We start from the raw sequence: 18,528 nt of genomic DNA, 5'->3' as shown, positions 1-18,528 counted from the left end.
ACCGTGTGTCCTTTTTATCGTGGTGGTGGGCCGCGCCTTACTTGGCGGGCACCGCTTCTTTGTTCTTGGCGGCGGCCGGGGCGGCCACGTGCGGCGTCGGCGGCTCGGCGTTGACGCGGCGCTCGTGGATCTCGGCCAGCGCGCGCTTGTACTCGGTCGGGAACACCTTGACGAACTTGGTGCGCGAGACGGCCCAGTTGTCCAGCAGCTCGCGCGCGCGCTTGCTGCCGGTCCAGCGGTTGTGGTCTTCCAGCAGCTTGCGCAGCGTGGCTTCGTCGGTCTGGTCGCGGTGCCAGATGCTGCGGGGCACGCTGGCGGTCTGCTCGGCGCCGGGGACGACCTTCTCGAGCGTGACCATGGAAAGGTTGCAGCGCGAGGCGAACTGGCCGTCCTCGTCATAGACGTAGGCGATGCCCCCGCTCATGCCGGCGGCGAAGTTGCGGCCGGTCTTGCCCAGCACCGCGACAGTGCCGCCGGTCATGTACTCGCAGCCATGGTCGCCGGTGCCTTCCACCACGGCGGTGGCGCCCGACAGGCGCACGGCGAAGCGCTCGCCCGCCACGCCGGCCAGGTAGGCCTCGCCCGCGGTGGCGCCGTACATCACGGTGTTGCCGACGATGATGTTGCGCGCCGCCTCGCCGCGGAAGTCCAGGCTCGGGCGCACCACCACGCGGCCGCCGGAGAGGCCCTTGCCGGTGTAGTCGTTGGCGTCGCCGATCAGGTAGAGCGTGATGCCGCGCGTGAGGAAGGCGCCGAAGGACTGGCCGCCGGTGCCTTCGAGCTGGATGTGGATGGTGTCGTCCGGCAGGCCCTCGGGGTGCACCCGGGTGACGGCGCCGGAGAGCATGGCGCCCACGGTGCGGTTGACGTTGCGCGCCACTTCCATGAAGCGCACGCGCTCGCCGCGCTCGATGGCCGGGCGGCATTTCTCGATCAGCCGGTTGTCCAGCGCATGCTCCAGGCCGTGCTCCTGCGACTCGGTGTGCAAGCGCGGCACGTCGGCCGGCACCTGCGGCTGCGCGAACAGGCGGCTGAAGTCCAGGCCGCGCGCCTTCCAGTGCGCAATGCCCTTGCGGGTGTCGAGCAGGTCGACCCGGCCGATCAGGTCGTCGAACTTGCGGATGCCGAGCTGCGCCATGATCTGGCGCACTTCCTCGGCCACGAAGAAGAAGTAGTTGACGACGTGCTCGGGCTTGCCCGAGAACTTCCTGCGCAGCACCGGGTCCTGCGTGGCCACGCCCACCGGGCAGGTGTTGAGGTGGCACTTGCGCATCATGATGCAGCCCTCGACCACCAGCGGCGCGGTGGCGAAGCCGAACTCGTCGGCGCCCAGCAGCGCGCCGATGGCGACGTCGCGGCCGGTCTTCATCTGGCCGTCGGCCTGCACCCGGATGCGGCTGCGCAGGCGGTTGAGCACCAGGGTCTGCTGCGTTTCGGCCAGGCCGATCTCCCACGGGCCGCCGGCATGCTTGATGGACGACCAGGGCGAGGCGCCGGTGCCGCCGTCGTGGCCGGCGATCACGACGTGGTCGCTCTTGCACTTGGCCACGCCCGCGGCGATGGTGCCCACGCCCACTTCCGACACCAGCTTGGTGCTGATGCTGGCGTGCGGCGCGACGTTTTTCAGGTCGTGGATCAGTTGGGCCAGGTCCTCGATCGAGTAAATGTCGTGGTGCGGCGGCGGGCTGATCAGGCCCACGCCCGGTACCGAGTGGCGCAGCTTGCCGATGTAGTCGGACACCTTGCCGCCGGGCAGCTGGCCGCCTTCGCCGGGCTTGGCGCCCTGGGCCATCTTGATCTGGATCTGGTCGGCCGAGGACAGGTACTCGGCCGTGACGCCGAAGCGGCCCGAGGCCACCTGCTTGATGCGCGAGCGCAGCGAGTCGCCGTCCTGCAGCGGCAGGTCGACCTCGACGTTGGCCTCGCCGATCACGCTCTTGAGCGTGTCGCCGACCTTGATCGGGATGCCCTTCAACTCATTGCGGTAGCGGTGCTCGTCCTCGCCGCCCTCGCCGGTGTTGCTCTTGCCGCCGATGCGGTTCATGGCCACGGCCAGCGTGGCATGCGCCTCGGTGGAGATGGAGCCGAGCGACATGGCGCCGGTGGCAAAGCGCTTGACGATCTCGGCCGCGGGCTCGACCTCTTCCACGGGGATCGCCTTGGCCGGGTCGATCCTGAATTCGAACAGGCCGCGCAGCGTCATGTGGCGGCGGCTCTGGTCGTTGATCAGCTGGGCGTATTCCTTGTAGGTGTTCCAGTTGTTGGCGCGGGTGGAATGCTGCAGCTTGGCGATCGCGTCGGGCGACCACATGTGCTCTTCGCCACGGGTGCGCCAGGCGTACTCACCGCCGGCGTCGAGCATGCTGGCCAGCACCGGGTCGTCGCCGAAGGCGGCCTTGTGCAGGCGGATGCCTTCCTCGGCGATCTCGAAGATGCCGATGCCCTCGACCCGGCTGGCGGTGCCGGTGAAGTACTTGCCGACGGTGTCGCTGTTGATGCCGATGGCCTCGAACAGCTGCGCGCCGCAGTAGCTCATGTAGGTGCTCACGCCCATCTTGGACATGATCTTGGACAGGCCCTTGCCGATGGCCTTGACGTAGTTGTAGATCGCCTTCTCGGGCGACAGGTCGCCCGGCAGGTCCTGGTGCAGCTCGGCCAGGGTTTCCATCGCCAGGTAGGGGTGCACCGCCTCCGCGCCGTAGCCGGCCAGCACGGCGAAGTGGTGCACCTCGCGCGCGCTGCCGGTCTCCACCACCAGGCCGGTGGTGGTGCGCAGGCCTTCGCGGACCAGGTGCTGGTGGATGGCCGACAGCGCCAGCAGCGCGGGAATGGCCACCTGCGTGGCGGCCACGCCGCGGTCGCTGACGATCAGGATGTTGTGGCCGCTCTTGATCGCGTCCACCGCTTCGGCGCAGAGCGAGGCGAGCTTGGCCTCCACGCCCTCATGGCCCCAGGCCAGCGGGTAGGTGATGTCCAGCGTCGCGCTCTTGAACTTGCCCTGGGTGAAGGTGGCGATGTCGCGCAGCTTGGCCATGTCGGCGAAGTCGAGGATCGGCTGGCTCACCTCCAGCCGCATCGGCGGGTTGACCTGGTTGATGTCCAGCAGGTTGGGCTTGGGGCCGATGAAGGACACCAGCGACATCACGATCGCCTCGCGGATCGGGTCGATCGGCGGGTTGGTCACCTGCGCGAACATCTGCTTGAAGTAGCTGTAGAGCGGCTTGTCCTTGCTCGAGAGCACGGCCAGCGGGCTGTCGTTGCCCATAGAGCCGATGCCTTCCTCCCCATTCCTGGCCATGGGCGAGAGCAAGAACTTCACGTCCTCCTGGGTGTAGCCGAAGGCCTGCTGGCGGTCGAGCAGGCTGACCGAGGAGGCCGGCGCCGACGCCTGCGAGCCGGCCACGTGGTCGAGCTTGATGCGCAGGTTCTCGATCCACTGCTTGTAGGGGCGGCTGTGGGCCAGGCTGGCCTTGAGCTCCTCGTCGTCGATCATGCGGCCCTGGTCGAGGTCGATCAGGAACATCTTGCCGGGCTGCAGGCGCCATTTGCGCACGATCCTGTTCTCGGGGATCGGCAGCACGCCGGACTCCGAGCCCATGATGACCAGGTCGTCGTCGGTGATGCAGTAGCGCGACGGGCGCAGGCCGTTGCGGTCGAGCGTGGCGCCGATCTGGCGGCCGTCGGTGAACACGATGGAAGCCGGGCCGTCCCAGGGCTCCATCATGGCCGCGTGGTACTCGTAGAAGGCCCTGCGGCGCTCGTCCATGGTGGTGTGCTGCTCCCAGGGCTCGGGGATCATCATCATCACCGCATGGCTGATCGGATAGCCGGCCATGGTCAGCAGTTCGAGGCAGTTGTCGAAGGTGGCGGTATCGGACTGCCCGGCGAAGCTGATCGGGTAGAGCTTGTGCAGGTCGGCGCCCAGCACCGGCGAGGACATCACGCCCTCGCGCGCGCGCATCCAGTTGTAGTTGCCCTTGACCGTGTTGATCTCGCCGTTGTGGGCCACGTAGCGGTACGGGTGGGCCAGCGGCCACTCGGGGAAGGTGTTGGTGGAGAAGCGCTGGTGCACCAGGCCCAGCGCCGAGACGCAGCGCGGGTCCTGCAGGTCGAAGTAATAGGTGCCCACCTGGTCGGCCAGCAGCAGGCCCTTGTAGACCACGGTGCGGCTCGACATGCTCGGCACGTAGTACTCCTTGCCATGCTTGAGCCGCAGGTTCTGGATGTTGGCGCTGGCGGTCTTGCGGATGACGTAGAGCTTGCGTTCGAGCGCGTCCTGCACGATGACGTCGGCGCCGCGGCCGATGAACACCTGGCGCAGCACCGGCTCGGTCTTGCGCACCTGGGGCGACATCGGCATGTCGCGGTTCACCGGCACGTCGCGCCAGCCCAGCAGCACCTGGCCCTCGGCCTTGATCGCGCGCTCCATCTCCTGCTCGCAGGCCAGGCGCGAGGCGTGCTCCTTGGGCAGGAAGATCATGCCCACGCCGTACTCGCCGGCCGGCGGCAGCACCACGCCCTGGGCGGCCATTTCCTCGCGGTACAGCAGGTCCGGGATCTGGATCAGGATGCCCGCGCCGTCGCCCATGAGCTTGTCGGCGCCCACCGCGCCGCGGTGGTCGATGTTCTCGAGGATCTTGAGCGCCTGCGTGACGATGTCATGGCGCTTCTCGCCCTTGATGTGGGCCACGAAGCCCAGGCCGCACGCATCGTGCTCGTGGGCCTTGGAATAAAGGCCGTGTTCTTGGAGATGCTGGATCTCGGCAGCCGTTGTCATGCTCATGGCGTGCTCCTGTCGTAGGTGTCGCTAGTCAATCGCGGGGAGGGCGAGCATAAGACACAGCAACATCGGTGCCAAGCACTTTAATTGGGGTCAGATACCAATTAAATGTTGAATGAAATCATGGGGATTAATAAGGGGACACATCAAAAAACATAGCATTAAGCCAAGAATATACCTGGGCTTCAGCCAGTTTTTATCGGATTTTCTCTGGGTGCGGCGGGCCGGCCGGCGCGGGTCTTGCGCAAGCGGCGCGGTGTGAGCTTTTGCGCGGATGCGACAAACGCCTCGCTGCCCAGCGCCCATTCGCCGCGCCAGGACTCCTCCAGTTGGAGCTGCGTGGCGGCATCCAGGCCGGCGCGCACCAGTTCGGCGTAGGCGGCCTCGCGCGCGAACGGGGTGTTGCCCAGCTCCCAGTAGACGGCCGGCGGCGTCAGGAAGCGGCCGGGCTGAAGGCCGACGTAGTGCCGGTGGCTGCCCCACGCATGGTCCTGCGGCTGCGGCGCCAGGCCGGTGCGCACCGGCAGCAGGTCCAGCGCCACCATGCTCGGCAGCAGCCAGCGGCCGGCCTCCAGCACCTGCGAGCGGTAACGCCCTTCCCAGAGCGTGCCGCGCCGGCCGTGGCGGTCATTGAAGCCGCGCACATAGCGCCGGCTCATGCCCTGGACCCACAAGGGCAGGCTGTCCTGCGCCTGCGGCGTGGCCAGCAGGTGCACCTGGTCCGGCAGGAACAGGTAGGCATGCAGCAGCACGCGGTGGCTCTGGGCATATTCCCCCAGGAGCGCGAGCAGGCTCTCGCCATCCTGCCCGTCCCGCACCACGGCCTGGCCGCCGTTGCCGCGCAGCATCAGGTGGTGCGGATGGCCGGGAAGGGCCAGGCGGGGCAGGCGGGCCATGGGCGGCGCAAGCTCAGGCCGCCGGCAAGCGCGGAAAGCGCACGGGCTGCAGGGACGCCAGACCGAACTCCTCCAGGATCGCCCGCAGGCGCTCGGCCGCGCTGCGCCTGGGCCCGCCGCTGCGGCGGGCGATGATCAGCTCGTTCTTCATGCTGTGCTCCCAGCCGACCAACTCGGTCACGGTCACCTGGTAGCCGCAGGCCTCCAGGTACAGGCAGCGCAGCACGTTGGTGAGCTGGCTGCCCAGTTCGCGCGTGTGCAGCGGGTGGCGCCAGAGTTCGGCCAGCGGCGTGCGCGCCAGCGCCAGGGCCTTGTGCTGGCGCAGGCAGGCGGCGACCTCGGCCTGGCAGCAGGGCACCAGCGCCATGCAGCGCGCGTTCTTGGCCAGGCCGAACGCGATGGCGTCGTCGGTCGCGGTGTCGCAGGCGTGCAGCGCGGTGACGACGTCGATGCGCTCGGGCAGCGTGGCGTCGGTGGTGGCCTGGGCCACGGACAGCGGCAGGAAGGACATGCGCGCAAAGCCCAGCCGCGCGGCCAGGGCGCGCGACGTCTCCACCAGCTCGGCGCGCGTCTCGATGCCGTAGATGTGGCCCGAGCCGAGCGCGCGGAAGAACAGGTCGTAGAGGATGAAGCCCAGGTAGGACTTGCCCGCGCCGTGGTCGGCCAGGGTGGCGCCGGCGCCGCCTTCGGGCAGTTCCTTGAGCAGGGTCTCGATGAACTGGACCAGGTGGTAGACCTGCTTGAGCTTGCGCCGGGAATCCTGGTTGAGCCGGCCCTCGCGGGTGAGGATGTGCAGCTCCTTGAGCAGCTCGACCGACTGGCCGGGCCGCAGCTCGTCCGCGAGCGGGTGGGCGGGCGCCGCCGTGGCCTTCTTCACGCGCCCTCCCCCGCCGGCCGCCGCGCCCCCGCGCCGGGGCCCACGTCCAGCGCCTGCCAGCCGGCCAGTCCCATCTGCTCGAGCACGGCCATGTTGCGGCCGAAGATCGCCTCGGGATCGGGAAAGGCCTCGACCGCGCGGTCGATGCTGGCCTCGCGCAGCAGGTGCAGCGTGGGCCAGGGCGTGCGGTTGCTGCAGTTGGTGGCGTCGTCGGCCTCGGTGCCGGCGAACTGGTAGTGCGGATGGAAGCTGGCGAGCTGCAGCACGCCGTCGAAGCCCCGGCGCGCCAGCAGGCGCTCGGCGCGGCCCAGGAAAGCGTTGAAATCCAGGAAATCGCGCAGACCGCCGGTTGCTATCAAAAGTGTAGTATCACGCCCAGACGGTTCTAGGGCTAGAAGGCTTTTTGCCTCATATTCCAGAGCCTGGAGCAGCGCGCCGGGCTCGGTGGCGGCGCAGACCGCGTAGTGGACCTGGCCGCGCACGTGGACGGCCTTGGCGAAGGGGCAGAGGTTCAGGCCGATGACCGCGCGCTCAAGCCAGGCCTGGGTGTCGGCGATGGCGTCGGAATCGGGGGGAATGGCAGGCACGGTGCGCAGTTTACCGGCGCCACGCCAGCGCCGCGCCGGCCGCGGCGCTGGCGCCGGTCACCACCCAGGTCCATTGCCAGCCGCCGGCCGCGCTGGCCACCCAGGCCACCAGCGGCGGCAGCACGAACTGGCCGAACGACGAGCACTGCTGCATCCAGCCGATGGTGGTGGCGACCGTGTCTTCCCCCGGCGCCACGCGCACCGCCTGCGAGAACAGGGTGCCCGGCACGACGCCGCCGCAGAGCGAGAACGCCAGCACGGCGGCATAGCGCAGCGCCGGCAGGCCCTCGGTGGCGGGCACGAAGAACAGGCAGGCGCCCAGCGCCATGGCCGCATAGCCGGCCCACAGCAGCCGCCGCGGCGCCACGCCGCGCTGCAGCCATTGCCCGGCCGCGATGTTGCCGACGATGTTGCCCGCCGCCACCAGCGCGCTGAGCCCGCCCGCCGCCCAGGGCCGCACACCGGCCTGGGCATAGAGCGCGGGCAGGAAGCCGACCACCGCGATCCACGGACCGGAATAGGTGGCGAAGCCCAGCGCCACGCGCCAGGGGCCGGCGGCGCCCAGCGTGCGCCGCAGCCGCCCCGACAAGAGCGGCCAGGAGGCCGCCAGCCGGCGCGAAAACCCGGCCCGCGCCACGGGCGCGGCCGCGGCGTCGGCCGGCAGCGCGCGCCAGACCCAGAACGCCATCAGCGCGGTGCCGGCCGCCAGCAGCAGCCACCAGGCGCGCCAGCCCAGCGCCTCCATCCACCACGGCCCGAGCAGCAGCGCCAGCGCCGTGGCAAAGGGCATGTAGGCGCCCCAGAAGCCGAGCACGGCCGGCAGCCGGGGCGGCGCCACCAGCCGGCGCAGCAGGCTCGGGCCGGGCAGCGCGGCCAGCATGAAGCCCAGGCCCTCGATCAGTCGCAGCAGCAGCAAGGCGCCGGCGGAGGTGGCCAGCGCGCCCGCCGCGCTGGCCAGGGTGAGCAGCAGCAGCCCGCCGAGCAGGCTGCGCCGCAGCCCGACGCCGTCCACCAGCAGCCCGATCAGGATGCCCAGCGCCATGCCCGCGAACTGCACGGTCGAGAGCAGGAAACCCGCCTGCACCAGGCCGATGCCCAGCGACTGCTGCAGCGCCGGGATGGCCGGCGGCAGCTTGGCCACGTGCAGCGCGGCGGAGATGCCGGCCAGGATCACCACGCCGCTCGCGTGGCGCGCGCGCCGCGCCGTCACGGGAAGATCTGCCGGCCGGTGAGCCGCTCGTGCTCGCGCACCGCGAAGCGGTCGGTCATGCCGGAGACGTAGTCGGCCACCACGCGCTCGGGCCTGTCGTGCGGCCCGCCGGGCGCGCAGGCGCGGGCCCGGGCGCCGAAGCCGCCGCGCATCTCCTCGGGCGCGGCGCAGTAGGCGGCGAACAGCTCGCGCACCACCTGCCGGGCCTGGCCGGTGGTCTGCATGACCTGCGGATGGCGGTACAGGTTCTGGAACAGGAAGCGCTTGAGCACGCCGGACTCCTGCCGCATGGCGTCGCCAAAGCGCACCAGCGCCCCGGCCCGGCGCGCGGCCTCGGCGCTGGCGGGCGCGGCGGCCTGCAGCGCGGCGGCGGTGGCGTCGATCACGTCATAGACCTGCGCGCTGAGCATGCGGCGGATCGCCTCGTGCAGCAGCCGGCGCGGCCCGCGGCCCTCGGCCAGGTGCGGGTGTTCGGCCAGGGCCTCGCGCCGGAAGCGGTCGAAGAGGGGCACGTCCTGCATCTGTTCGAGCGTGATCAGGCCGGAGCGCACGCCGTCGTCGATGTCGTGCGCGTTGTAGGCGATCTCGTCGGCCAGGTTGCACAGTTGCGCCTCCAGGCTGGGCGCCGTGTGCTCGAGGAAGCGCCGGGCCACGCCGTCGGGCTCGGCCTGCTCCAGCCGCTCGGCGTTGGCGCGCGAGCAGTGCTTGAGGATGCCGGCGCGCGTCTCGAAGCTCAGGTTCAGGCCGTCGTAGAGCGGGTAGCGCTCCTCCAGCACGTCGACCACGCGCAGGCTCTGCAGGTTGTGCTCGAAGCCGCCGTGCTCCGCCATGCAGGCGTTCAGTTCGTCCTGCCCGGCATGGCCGAAGGGCGTGTGGCCCAGGTCGTGCGCCAGCGCGATCGCCTCGACCAGGTCCTCGTTGAGCCGCAGCGAGCGCGCGATCGAGCGGCCCAGTTGCGCCACCTCCAGCGAATGCGTGAGCCGCGTGCGGAACAGGTCGCCTTCATGGTTGAGGAACACCTGGGTCTTGTAGACCAGCCGCCGGAACGCGGTGGAGTGCACGATGCGGTCGCGGTCGCGCTGGTACTCGGTGCGCGTGGGCGCCGCCAGCTCCGGGAAGCGGCGGCCGCGGCTCCGCGCGGGATCGCAGGCGTACGGGGCCAGGAATTTTGAAGAAAAGTGGCTGAAGCCCAGGTCGTTAGCCGGCATATAGCTATTATTTTTATAGCAAGCCGAGCCGCAGCGCCGCGCGGCTGCTCATGCACGAGCGCTGCAGGCGGCGATCACCTCGCGCACCAGCGCATCGGGCGCCGCGCGCACCGTCGCGCGGCCGGGGCCGTCGATCAGCACGAAGCGGATCTCGCCGCCCTCGGCCTTCTTGTCCACGCGCATCAGCTGCAGCCAGCGGCCGGCGTTGTCGGCGGCGTCCAGTGGCGGCGCGGCCACCGGCAGGCCGGCGCGCGCGATGATGGCGGCAAGGCGCGCCACGAAGGCCGCATCCACCAGGCCCAGGCGCTGCGACAGCGTGGCGGCCATGACCATGCCGCAGCCCACGCCCTCGCCATGCAGCCAGGCGCCGTAGCCCAGGCCGGATTCGATCGCGTGGCCGAAGGTGTGGCCGAAATTCAGGATGGCGCGCAGGCCGCCTTCGCGCTCGTCCGCGCCCACCACGGCGGCCTTGATCTCGCAACTGCGCCGCACCGCGTGGGCCAGGGCCTGGGCATCGCCGGCGCGCAGGGCCTCGACGTTGGCCTCGATCCAGTCGAGAAAGGCCATGTCGGCGATCGGGCCGTACTTGATGATCTCGGCCAGGCCGGCGCTCAGCTCGCGCGGCGGCAGCGTGGCGATGCTGTCCAGGTCGCACACCACCAGTCGCGGCTGGTAGAAGGCGCCCACCATGTTCTTGCCCAGCGGATGGTTGATGGCGGTCTTGCCGCCGACCGAGGAGTCGACCTGCGCCAGCAGCGTGGTCGGCACCTGCACGAAGGGCACGCCGCGCATGTAGCAGGCCGCGGCGAAGCCGGTCATGTCGCCCACCACGCCGCCGCCCAGCGCGAACAGCACCGTCTTGCGGTCGCAGCCCTGCTCCAGCAGCGCGTCGAAGATGCGGTTGAGCGTGGGCCAGTCCTTGTACGCCTCGCCGTCCGGCAGCACCACCGTGTGCACCTTGGCATAGTGCGGCGCCAACGCCTGGCGCAGGCCCGCCTCGTACAGGGGCGCGACCGTGGCGTTGGTCACGATCAGCGCGGCGGCCGCGCGCGGCAGGCCGGCATAGGTCTGCGGATCGGCCAGCAGGCCCTGCCCGATGCGGATCGGATAGCTGCGTTCGCCGAGCGATATCGGAACCGTGGCAGGCGTGACGCGGCCGGACGGGGAGGTGGGCAGGCAAGCAGGGCTGGCGGACATCGGGCAGTGGGGCAAACGGCCATCCCGCTCGGACAGGCGGCCCTTGGAGGAAGAAGCGGTGGAGTTTAGAGGAGACCGGCCGCGGACCGCAGCCCGGTCAGGACGGCGCACTGCCGCCGCCTGGCGGCGGCGCCATGCCATGGCCCGCCAGTTCGAGTTGCATGACGATGGTCGAGAGCAGGGCATTGACCGAGGTGCGCCCGGTATCGAGCGTGAAATGGGCCACTTCCTGGTACAGCGGATCGCGCACCTGGAACAGCTCGCGCAGGCGCGCCATCTGGTCGTCGACCTGCAGCAGCGGCCGGTTGCGGTCGTTGCGCAGGCGGCGGTACAGGTCTTCGGGCAGGGAGCGCAGGTACACCACCCGCCCCGCCTGGCGCAGGCAGGCCCGGTTCTCGGCGCGCAGCACGGCGCCGCCCCCGGTGGCCAGCACGCCCTGGTGGTCCTGCGCCAGTTGCTGCAGCACCGCCGCCTCGACGTCGCGGAAGGCCGGCTCGCCCTCGCGCTCGAAGAACTCGCGGATGCTGCCGCCGATCCGCTCCTCGATCACATGGTCCGAATCCGCGAACGGCAGCTTCAGCCGCCGTGCGAGCAGACGGCCGATGGTGGACTTGCCCGACCCGGGCAAGCCGACCAGCACCACCTGGGTCACAAGGCGTTGGTGCAGGAAGAGGATTGGCCGAACGGGCTGATGACCCCCGGCGGCGCAACCTTCAGGTCCGACACGTCATCGGCCAGCACCGGCAGCGTGAAGGGACCATAGACCGACGTGGACTCGGTGCCCGCCACCGTCGCGCTGGCCTTGACCGTTGCGGTCGTCCAGTTGGCGTACTGCTTGCCGTAGAGCACGCTGAAGCTGGCGGCGCCGGTGGCATTGGTGGTCACGGTGGTCGTGCTGACCAGGGCGACACCGCCCGGGGTCAGGCGTCCATCGCCATTGATGTCTTCATTCGGATCCAGAATGCCGTTCTGATTCGCATCCTCGTTGGCGCAGGTGGCCGACACCTTGGAGACCCAACTGGACGCCCCCGCCACGTACACGCCCTTGCGATAGAGGTTGGCATACACCGAGAGCACCACGGGCTGCGATGCAATGGCCGCACCGTTGGAGTCGGTGACGTAGACGCTGAAAGGCTTGCTGTAGGTCGTGGTGTTGGGCACCTCGATCTGATTGCCGGTCGCCACGGTGATGAACAACGCACGGCCGTTGACCGTCACCCTCGCCGTGCCGGAGATGGACGTGTTCGACGCAACCGTTGCGGTCACCACGACGCCATTGGTGGCCGTCGAGACGCTGCCCGCGATGAAGCTGGACTGCGCCTGGCCGTTGGCGTCCGTGACCGCCGTTGCCGGCGAGATCGAGCCGCCACTGGGGTCTGCCGCGGAGAAGTTCACCGTGGCACCCTTGACCGGGTTGCCATTGAGGTCACTTACCACGGCCGTCAGCGTCGAGCGACTCGTGCTGCCGCCCGTCGTGTTGGGTACCACGGCACTGGGATTCGCCTGCAACGCCAGGGTCGCCGGCACCGTGGCGACGAACTCGATGGACTGGGTTGCGGACGCGCCATTGGCCGTGGTCGCCGTCAGGGTCGCCGGGCCGGCCGTGGTGGAACTCAGCGTGGTGGACGCCAGGCCGGAAGCATCGGTCACCGCCGTGGAGGCATACACCACGCCGCGCGTGGTCGCGAACGACACGGTCTGGCCCGCGATTCCGGCGACGCCCTCCTTGAGCTGGACCGTGATCGTCTGCGCCGAATTCGTGGGCAGCGAACTGCCGGTGGCCGGCGCGACAAAGGCGAAGGCCTGCCCGCTGATGGACACCTGCTGCTGCGCAGAGGTGCCCAGCCCGGTCACGGACAGGGTGTCGAGCCCGGCCTTGACCGGGGTATAGCTCACCTGCGCGAAGCCGGAGGCATCGGTCGTGGCCGTGCTGTTGCTCAGGGTGTTGCCCAGCGTGGACTGGAAGTTCAGCGTCGCCCCAGGAATCGCGGCACCCGACGAATCCACTGCCTTGGCCGTGAAGGTGGTGGCGCCGGCTGACATCAGCAGCGACGTGCTGCCGGCCAGCGTGATCTTGGTGCCCACCACCGGCACGCTCAGGGTGCTGGTGACGGAGCCCGCTGTGGCTCTGACCACGATGGTGCGATTGGAGCGGTCTGCCCCCGCGCTCAGCTTGACGGTGGCCTGGCCCGATGCGTCCGTGGTGGCCGGCGCGCTCTGCAGAACGCCGGAACTGGCGGAAAAGCTCACCGCGTAGGACGCCAGCGCGCTGTTGGACGCGTCCTTGACGACGGCCGTCACGGTGATCGCGTTGTCGCCGGTAGCGGAGGCCACCGAATCGGCGGTCGCCGACATGTCGATCTTGGCCGCGGTTTTGGTGGGCGTACCGCCAAACGGCCCTCCGCTGTCGCCACCGCCACCGCCGCAGGCCGCCAGCGTGGCTGCCATGAACAATGCCGGCAGGCGTTTACCCCATGCCACGAGATTCAGACTTTTCATATTCCCTCGACGTCTAGTTGCCAGCTTGAAAATTGGTCGGCCAAGGCTCAACGCTCGGCCATGCGGTCGGCGATCATCTTGGGCGTGATGAACATCAGCAATTCCTTCTTGTTCGAGATGCGCGTGCGCGTCTTGAACAGGTTGCCGGCCAATGGTATGTCGCCCAGCAGGGGCACCTTGTCCTCGCTGTTGCTTTCCTCCAGCGTGAAGATGCCGCCGATCACGACCGTGCCGCCATTTTCGACCAGCACCTGCGTCTTGACGTGCTTGGTGTCGATGGCGATGCCGTTGATGGTGGTCTCGCCGCGCGAGTCCTTGTTGACGTCCAGGTCCAGGATGATGTTGCCCTCAGGCGTGATCTGCGGCGTCACTTCCAGCTTCAGCGTGGCCTTGCGGAAGGCGATGGAGGTGCCCCCCGTGATGCCGCCGGCGTTCTGCTGGTAGGGATACTCGGTGCCCTGTTCGATCAGCGCCTTGGTCTGGTCGGCCGTGACCACACGCGGGCTGGACACCACCTTGCCCTTGCCGTCGGACTCGAGCGCGGAGAGCTCCAGGGTCAGGAAGCGGTTGGCCGCCGCATTGAAGATGGATACCGCGAACGTAGCCACGTCCGCGCCCGAGCTTCCCGGTTTCGCCGGCAGGTTGATGAAGGTGCTGGTGGTATCCACCTGGCCGCCCGCGCCGCTGGACGCCACCGCATTGGGATAGTTGGTCCCCAAAGCGATGCGGTTGTTGCCGCTGATCCGGTAGCCGCCCTGGCCGCCGTTCTGCGCGCGCAGGTCGCCGCCGCCGAGCTTGACGCCCAGCGAGCGGCTGAAGGTGTCGGAAGCCTCCACGATGCGCGCCTCGATCAGCACCTGGCGCACCGGGCGGTCCAGGCGCGTGATCAGGTCCTGCACCTCGGTCAGCTTGGCGGCGGTGTCGGTCACGAACAACTGGTTGGTCCGCACTTCGGCGATGGCGCTGCCGCGCTCGGTCAGGAAGCGTGCATTGTTGGCGGATGCGCCGCCGATGCCCATGCCCATTCCCACGCCCGGGACGCCGACCATGACGCCCAGCAGTTGCCGCACCACTTCCACGGACTTGGCGTAGTTCAATTGGAAGGCCTGTGTGCGCAGCGGCTCGAGCTTCTGGATCGCCAGTTCGGCCTCGAGGTCTTTCTTGGCACGCGCATCGATCTCGTCCTTGGGCGCGATCCACAGCACGGTGCCGTTCTTGCGCATGCCCAGCCCCTTGGCCTCCATGATGATCTGCAGCGCCTGGTCCCAGGGCACGTCCTTCAGGCGCAGGGTGAGCGTGCCGTTGACGGTGTCGGAGGTGACGATGTTGAAGTTGGTGAAGTCGGCGATGACCTGCAGCAGCGAACGCACCTCGATGCTCTGGAAGTTCAGCGAGAGCTTCTCGCCGGTGTATCCGGGGCCTTGCGACAGCCTGTTGAGTTCGGTCTTCTTCGGCCGGACCTCGACGACGAACTGGCTGTCGCTCTGGTAGGCGCTGTGCTCCCACTCGCCGCGGGGCTGGATGGTCATGCGCACGCGGTCGCCGACCTGGGTGGCGGAGACGGTCTGCACCGGAGTGCCGAAGTCGGCCACATCGAGCCTGCGCCGCAAGCCTTCGGGCAGGGACGACTTGAGGAAGTCCACGACCAGCGCACCCCCCTGCTGGCGCAGGTCGACGCCGACCTGGCTGCTCGGCAGCGACACCACGACACGGCCCGCGGCATCGTCGGCACGCCGGAAATCGATGTCGCGCAGGGGCGCGGCATCGCTCGCGCCCGGCTCGGCGAACACCGGCGCGGTGGACACGGCAGAGGCCGCGCCGGCCACGGGCGCGAGCGTCACCAGCAGCGAGCGGCCCAGGATCTGGCTGCTGTAGGTAGTGGCCGCCTTGAGGTTGAGCACGACACGGGTGCGGTCGCCCGCCTCCACCACCATGGCCGAACGCAGATTGCCCTGATTCAATTCCACCGACGAGCGCCCGAGGCCGTTGGTGACCCCGGGAAAATCGAGCGCGATGCGCGCGGGGGACTGGGTGGCAAAACCTGTAGGCACCGCCGGCAGGGGCTCCCTGAAGTCGATGCGCAGCACGTCCGCTCCGCCCTGGGTCGAGCCCGAGATCGATTCGATGGCGCCCTGCGCCTGTGCCGCGCAAGGCAGGAGCAGCAGGACTGCCGCCAGCGTGAGTCCACCAAGCCAGACCCGCTGCAGGCGTTTGTTCAAGATGTTCATCATTTGGCTTTTTCCTGCAACTGCAAGCTCGTCGTGCGCTCCATCCAGTCGCCCATGGCGTCGGGCACGATCTCTCGCAGCGTCATTTCGGTCTCGGTAATCTTCTGCACCCGGCCAAAGTTCTGCCCCAGGTATTCGCCTATGCGGACCTGGTAGAGCAGGTTGTTGGCACGCACCAGCGCTACATGCTGACCCGACTTGACCATGCTACCCACCATGGCCATGGAGTCGAGCGGGAAGGCCTCCAGCGGCTCCTTGCGGCGTGAGAGCTCGCGCGCGATGAGCGCTTCGTTGGTGGCGCTGTGCGACGTTTCGCGGCGCAGTGCCTGCGTCAGCTTCTCCGGATTGAAGGGCTCCACCGCAGCCTGCTGCGTGTAGTCCTCGGGCACGAACTGCTTGGGCTCGGCCAGGGGCGTGATCTTCGGACGGGTCTGGGCCTTCTGTTCGGCCATCCACGCGCGCAGGTCATCGTCCTCGGAGCTTCCACAGCCGGCAAGAAGCCCGGCGCAGAGCACGGCGACCATCCACAGGGGCGCCTTCATTTGGCCGCCTTTGCCTGGGCGGCAGTGACCTTGCGCTGGGCTTCGATCTCTTCGTTGTCCAGATAGCGGAAGGTGCGCGCCGTGACGTCCATGACCAGCGCACCGTCCTTGCCCGGCGCAATGGACAGGTTGTTGAGCGTGACGATGCGCGACAGGTGCGCGATGTCCGAGGCGAAGGCGCCCATGTCGTGGTAGCGCCCGGTGACGCGCACCGAGATCGGCAGCTCCGCGTAGTACTCGCGTACCCGCACGTCGCTGGGCCGGAACAGCTCGAACTGCAGGCTGCGCCCCAGGCCGGCCTGGTTGATGTCGGACAACAGCGCCGCCATCTCGGCCTTGCTGGGCAACTGCTTCTCCAACTGCTGCACGTACTGCTGAACCTGCTCGCGCTGGCGCTTGAGCGCCTCCAGGCTGACCGCCTTGGCCAGCTTCGCCTGGTAGTCCTGGCGCAAGGCCTGCTCCTTGGCGGTCTCGGCCTCGAGTTCGGTCTGGTAGTCGCCGAGCCAGAAGAACCAGAGGGCGCCGAGCACGAGCGCCCCCAGCGCAATGCACAGCAAAGCGCGCGGCAGGCCGGGCCAGAGCGAGGGGTCCTTGGGATCGAGATTGCGGAACTGCCGCTGCAACTGCTGCCACTGCGCAGCCGCATCGACACTGAGTTTCTTCTTGCTTGCCATGGCCGGGCTCAGGGACGTGCGACCGGCGCGGCGGCCCCGGACGTGGCATTTGCCGCCTGCATCTCGCTGGAGCGCAGCAGGTGTACGGAAATGGTGAAATTGGCCACCCGCCGCTGGTCGCGCGGCGAGAGGTTGACGGTACCGGCCACGATCTCCACCAGTTGCGGCTTGGACAGCCATGGCGCCTTGCTGCCCAGGTTGCGCAACAGCTCGGAGACGCGCTCATTGGACTGGGCAGACCCCTTGAGGGTCACGGTCTGCTCCATTTGCTTGACGTCGGACAGGTACACGCCGTCGGGCAGTTGCCGTACCAGTTCGTTGAGCAGGTGCACCTGCAGGTTGCGGTCCGACTGCAGGTCTTCCACGGCCTTCTGCCGCGCCCGCAGCGCCGCGATCTCGGATTCGAGGTTGGCGATTTCCTTGATCTGCGATTCCAGGCGCGTGATCTCGGACTTCAGGAACTGGTTGCGCCCCTGCTGCGTCTCGATCTGCGACTGGTACCAGAGGTAGATCCCGCAGGCGATCAGGCCGCCCAGCAGCACGGACCCGAGCATGGCCGTGTTGAAGGCATCGCGGCGCCGCTTGCGCGCCGCCTCGCGGTGCGGCAGCAGGTTGATGAGGATCACTGCAGGAATCTCCGCATCGCCAGGCCGCAGGCCGTCAGGTAGCACGGCGCATCGCGCAGAACCTTCTTGGAGTGCACGCCGGCCCCAACCTGCATGCCGTCGAAGGGGTTGGCTAGGGCGCAGGCGAAGGAGGATTGCCGGGTCACGGCCTCGGTAAGGCCCGGCAGCGACGCCGAGCCACCCGAGAGCAGGATCCTGTCGACATGGTTGTAAGGCGTGCTGGTGAAGAAGAACTGCAGCGAACGGCCGATTTCCGCCGCCATGCCGTCCACGAAGGGGCGCAGCACGGCGGTCTCGTAGTCGTCCGGCAGTTCGGCGTTGCGTTTCTTGCTTTCCGCTTCTTCCGGAGAGAAGCCGTACTGCCGCACGATGATCTGGGTGAGCTGCGCGCCGCCGAATGCCTGCTCGCGCTCGTACAGCACCTCTTCGTTGCGTATCACCTGCAGGGTGCTGGCGGCGCCGCCGACCTTGAACAGGGCCACCATCGCATTGACACCCTGCTTGGGCAGCGCGCCGATCAAACGGTCGGCGGCCAGGCGCGCCGCATGGGACTCGATGTCCAGGATGACCGGCTTGAGGCCCGCGGCCTCGGCCAGGCCCTGGCGGTCCTGCACCTTTTCCCGGCGCGAGGCGGCGATCAGCACCTCGACATCGCCCAGTGAGCCGGTGCTCGGGCCGATGACGCAGAAATCCAGGCTGACCTCATCCAGCGAGAACGGGATGTACTGGCTGGCCTCCGACTCGACCTGGACCTCGAGCTCAGGCTCGCTCAGGCCGTCGGGCAGGATGATCTTCCTGGTAATGACCGCCGAGGTCGGCAAGGCCATGGCGACGTTACGGGTGCGTGTTCCGCTCTTCTTCACGAGCCGGCGCAACGCCTCGGCGACCTCGTCGAACTTTTCGATGTTGCCGTCCACGATCAGGCCGCGCTCCAGCGGCTCGATGGCGCAGCGCTCCAGGGACCAGCGCCCGCCCTTGTCACGACCGAGCTCCACCAGCTTGACGCTGGATGAACTGACGTCGATTCCCAGCAACGGCGTGGCCTGGCGGTTGAACAGCGACCTCACAGAGATCAAATCGTCCCCCTGAAATTTTTGGAATGGAGGTGCAACAAAAGCTAACACTTCAAAACCGATGCTATCAGCACCTTTTCCCATCCGCCAAGGTATTGGGATTCCGGGCACCGGCAGCGCGTTGCCAAAAC

14 protein-coding genes are annotated in these 18,528 nt (G+C 68.6%); all 14 read right to left on the bottom strand.

The window, feature by feature from the left end; translation table 11 throughout:
- Positions 1-37: 37 nt before the first annotated feature.
- The 14 genes from JHD63_RS04485 to JHD63_RS04420 all read right to left on the bottom strand — a co-directional run bounded on the left by JHD63_RS04485 (position 38) and on the right by JHD63_RS04420 (position 18,400).
- A complete protein-coding gene (locus tag JHD63_RS04485) occupies positions 38-4,777 on the bottom strand; it encodes a glutamate synthase-related protein (RefSeq protein WP_198969561.1) in 4,740 nt (1,579 codons plus the stop codon).
- Positions 4,778-4,965: 188 nt separating this feature from the next.
- Positions 4,966-5,676: a transposase gene (locus JHD63_RS04480; protein WP_198969541.1), complete on the bottom strand. Its 711-nt coding sequence runs from the start codon at positions 5,674-5,676 to the stop codon at positions 4,966-4,968.
- A 13-nt stretch (positions 5,677-5,689) separates the two neighbouring features.
- On the bottom strand, positions 5,690-6,553 hold the full coding sequence (locus tag JHD63_RS04475; protein ID WP_198969540.1) for a class I SAM-dependent methyltransferase: 864 nt from the start codon (positions 6,551-6,553) through the stop codon (positions 5,690-5,692).
- Positions 6,550-7,140, bottom strand: coding sequence for a DUF1415 domain-containing protein (locus JHD63_RS04470; RefSeq protein ID WP_198969539.1), 591 nt, complete (start codon positions 7,138-7,140; stop codon positions 6,550-6,552). Before JHD63_RS04470 ends, JHD63_RS04475 begins: the two co-directional genes overlap by 4 nt.
- Positions 7,141-7,150: 10 nt before the next feature.
- Positions 7,151-8,350, bottom strand: coding sequence for an MFS transporter (locus JHD63_RS04465; protein WP_370590391.1), 1,200 nt, complete (start codon positions 8,348-8,350; stop codon positions 7,151-7,153).
- A complete protein-coding gene (locus JHD63_RS04460; protein ID WP_198969538.1) occupies positions 8,347-9,558 on the bottom strand; it encodes a deoxyguanosinetriphosphate triphosphohydrolase in 1,212 nt (403 codons plus the stop codon). Before JHD63_RS04460 ends, JHD63_RS04465 begins: the two co-directional genes overlap by 4 nt.
- Positions 9,559-9,606: 48 nt before the next feature.
- A complete protein-coding gene (aroB, locus tag JHD63_RS04455) occupies positions 9,607-10,755 on the bottom strand; it encodes a 3-dehydroquinate synthase (protein WP_198969537.1) in 1,149 nt (382 codons plus the stop codon).
- A 97-nt stretch (positions 10,756-10,852) separates the two neighbouring features.
- Positions 10,853-11,407: a shikimate kinase gene (locus tag JHD63_RS04450; protein WP_198969536.1), complete on the bottom strand. Its 555-nt coding sequence runs from the start codon at positions 11,405-11,407 to the stop codon at positions 10,853-10,855.
- The gene (locus tag JHD63_RS04445) at positions 11,404-13,254 is read right to left on the bottom strand and encodes an Ig-like domain-containing protein (protein WP_198969535.1); all 1,851 of its coding nucleotides are present in this window, start codon (positions 13,252-13,254) and stop codon (positions 11,404-11,406) included. Before JHD63_RS04445 ends, JHD63_RS04450 begins: the two co-directional genes overlap by 4 nt.
- Positions 13,255-13,301: 47 nt before the next feature.
- Positions 13,302-15,485, bottom strand: a complete 2,184-nt coding sequence (gene pilQ / locus JHD63_RS04440) for a type IV pilus secretin PilQ (RefSeq protein WP_370590390.1) — start codon at positions 15,483-15,485, stop codon at positions 13,302-13,304.
- A complete protein-coding gene (locus tag JHD63_RS04435; protein ID WP_198969533.1) occupies positions 15,482-16,024 on the bottom strand; it encodes a pilus assembly protein PilP in 543 nt (180 codons plus the stop codon). The genes pilQ and JHD63_RS04435 overlap by 4 nt, the downstream gene beginning before the upstream one ends.
- The gene (locus JHD63_RS04430) at positions 16,021-16,698 is read right to left on the bottom strand and encodes a type IV pilus inner membrane component PilO (RefSeq protein ID WP_198969532.1); all 678 of its coding nucleotides are present in this window, start codon (positions 16,696-16,698) and stop codon (positions 16,021-16,023) included. Before JHD63_RS04430 ends, JHD63_RS04435 begins: the two co-directional genes overlap by 4 nt.
- An 8-nt stretch (positions 16,699-16,706) precedes the next feature.
- Positions 16,707-17,324 (bottom strand): PilN domain-containing protein, encoded by a 618-nt coding sequence (locus JHD63_RS04425; RefSeq protein ID WP_198969531.1) that lies wholly within the window; start codon positions 17,322-17,324, stop codon positions 16,707-16,709.
- Positions 17,321-18,400 carry a pilus assembly protein PilM gene (locus JHD63_RS04420; protein WP_198969530.1) on the bottom strand — a complete coding sequence of 360 codons (1,080 nt, stop codon included), beginning with the start codon at positions 18,398-18,400 and terminating at the stop codon, positions 17,321-17,323. Before JHD63_RS04420 ends, JHD63_RS04425 begins: the two co-directional genes overlap by 4 nt.
- Between the last annotated feature and the right edge of the window lie 128 nt (positions 18,401-18,528).

Origin of the sequence: Xylophilus sp. ASV27 (assembly GCF_016428875.1) — a bacterium.
In the GTDB taxonomy this organism is placed as follows: Bacteria; Pseudomonadota; Gammaproteobacteria; order Burkholderiales; family Burkholderiaceae_C; genus Xylophilus.
Note: the sequence above shows the minus strand (reverse complement) of the source record. Positions and strands in the feature narration are given on the sequence as shown.

Excerpts from the sequence above, each read along its gene's own strand:
- JHD63_RS04485 (WP_198969561.1), bottom strand. The coding sequence starts at position 4,777 with ATGACAACGGCTGCCGAGATCCAGCATCTCCAAGAACACGGCCTTTAT.
- JHD63_RS04480 (WP_198969541.1), bottom strand. The coding sequence starts at position 5,676 with ATGGCCCGCCTGCCCCGCCTGGCCCTTCCCGGCCATCCGCACCACCTG.
- JHD63_RS04460 (WP_198969538.1), bottom strand. The coding sequence starts at position 9,558 with ATGCCGGCTAACGACCTGGGCTTCAGCCACTTTTCTTCAAAATTCCTG.
- aroB (WP_198969537.1), bottom strand. The coding sequence starts at position 10,755 with ATGTCCGCCAGCCCTGCTTGCCTGCCCACCTCCCCGTCCGGCCGCGTC.
- JHD63_RS04445 (WP_198969535.1), bottom strand. The coding sequence starts at position 13,254 with ATGAAAAGTCTGAATCTCGTGGCATGGGGTAAACGCCTGCCGGCATTG.
- pilQ (WP_370590390.1), bottom strand. The coding sequence starts at position 15,485 with ATGATGAACATCTTGAACAAACGCCTGCAGCGGGTCTGGCTTGGTGGA.
- JHD63_RS04435 (WP_198969533.1), bottom strand. The coding sequence starts at position 16,024 with ATGAAGGCGCCCCTGTGGATGGTCGCCGTGCTCTGCGCCGGGCTTCTT.
- JHD63_RS04430 (WP_198969532.1), bottom strand. The coding sequence starts at position 16,698 with ATGGCAAGCAAGAAGAAACTCAGTGTCGATGCGGCTGCGCAGTGGCAG.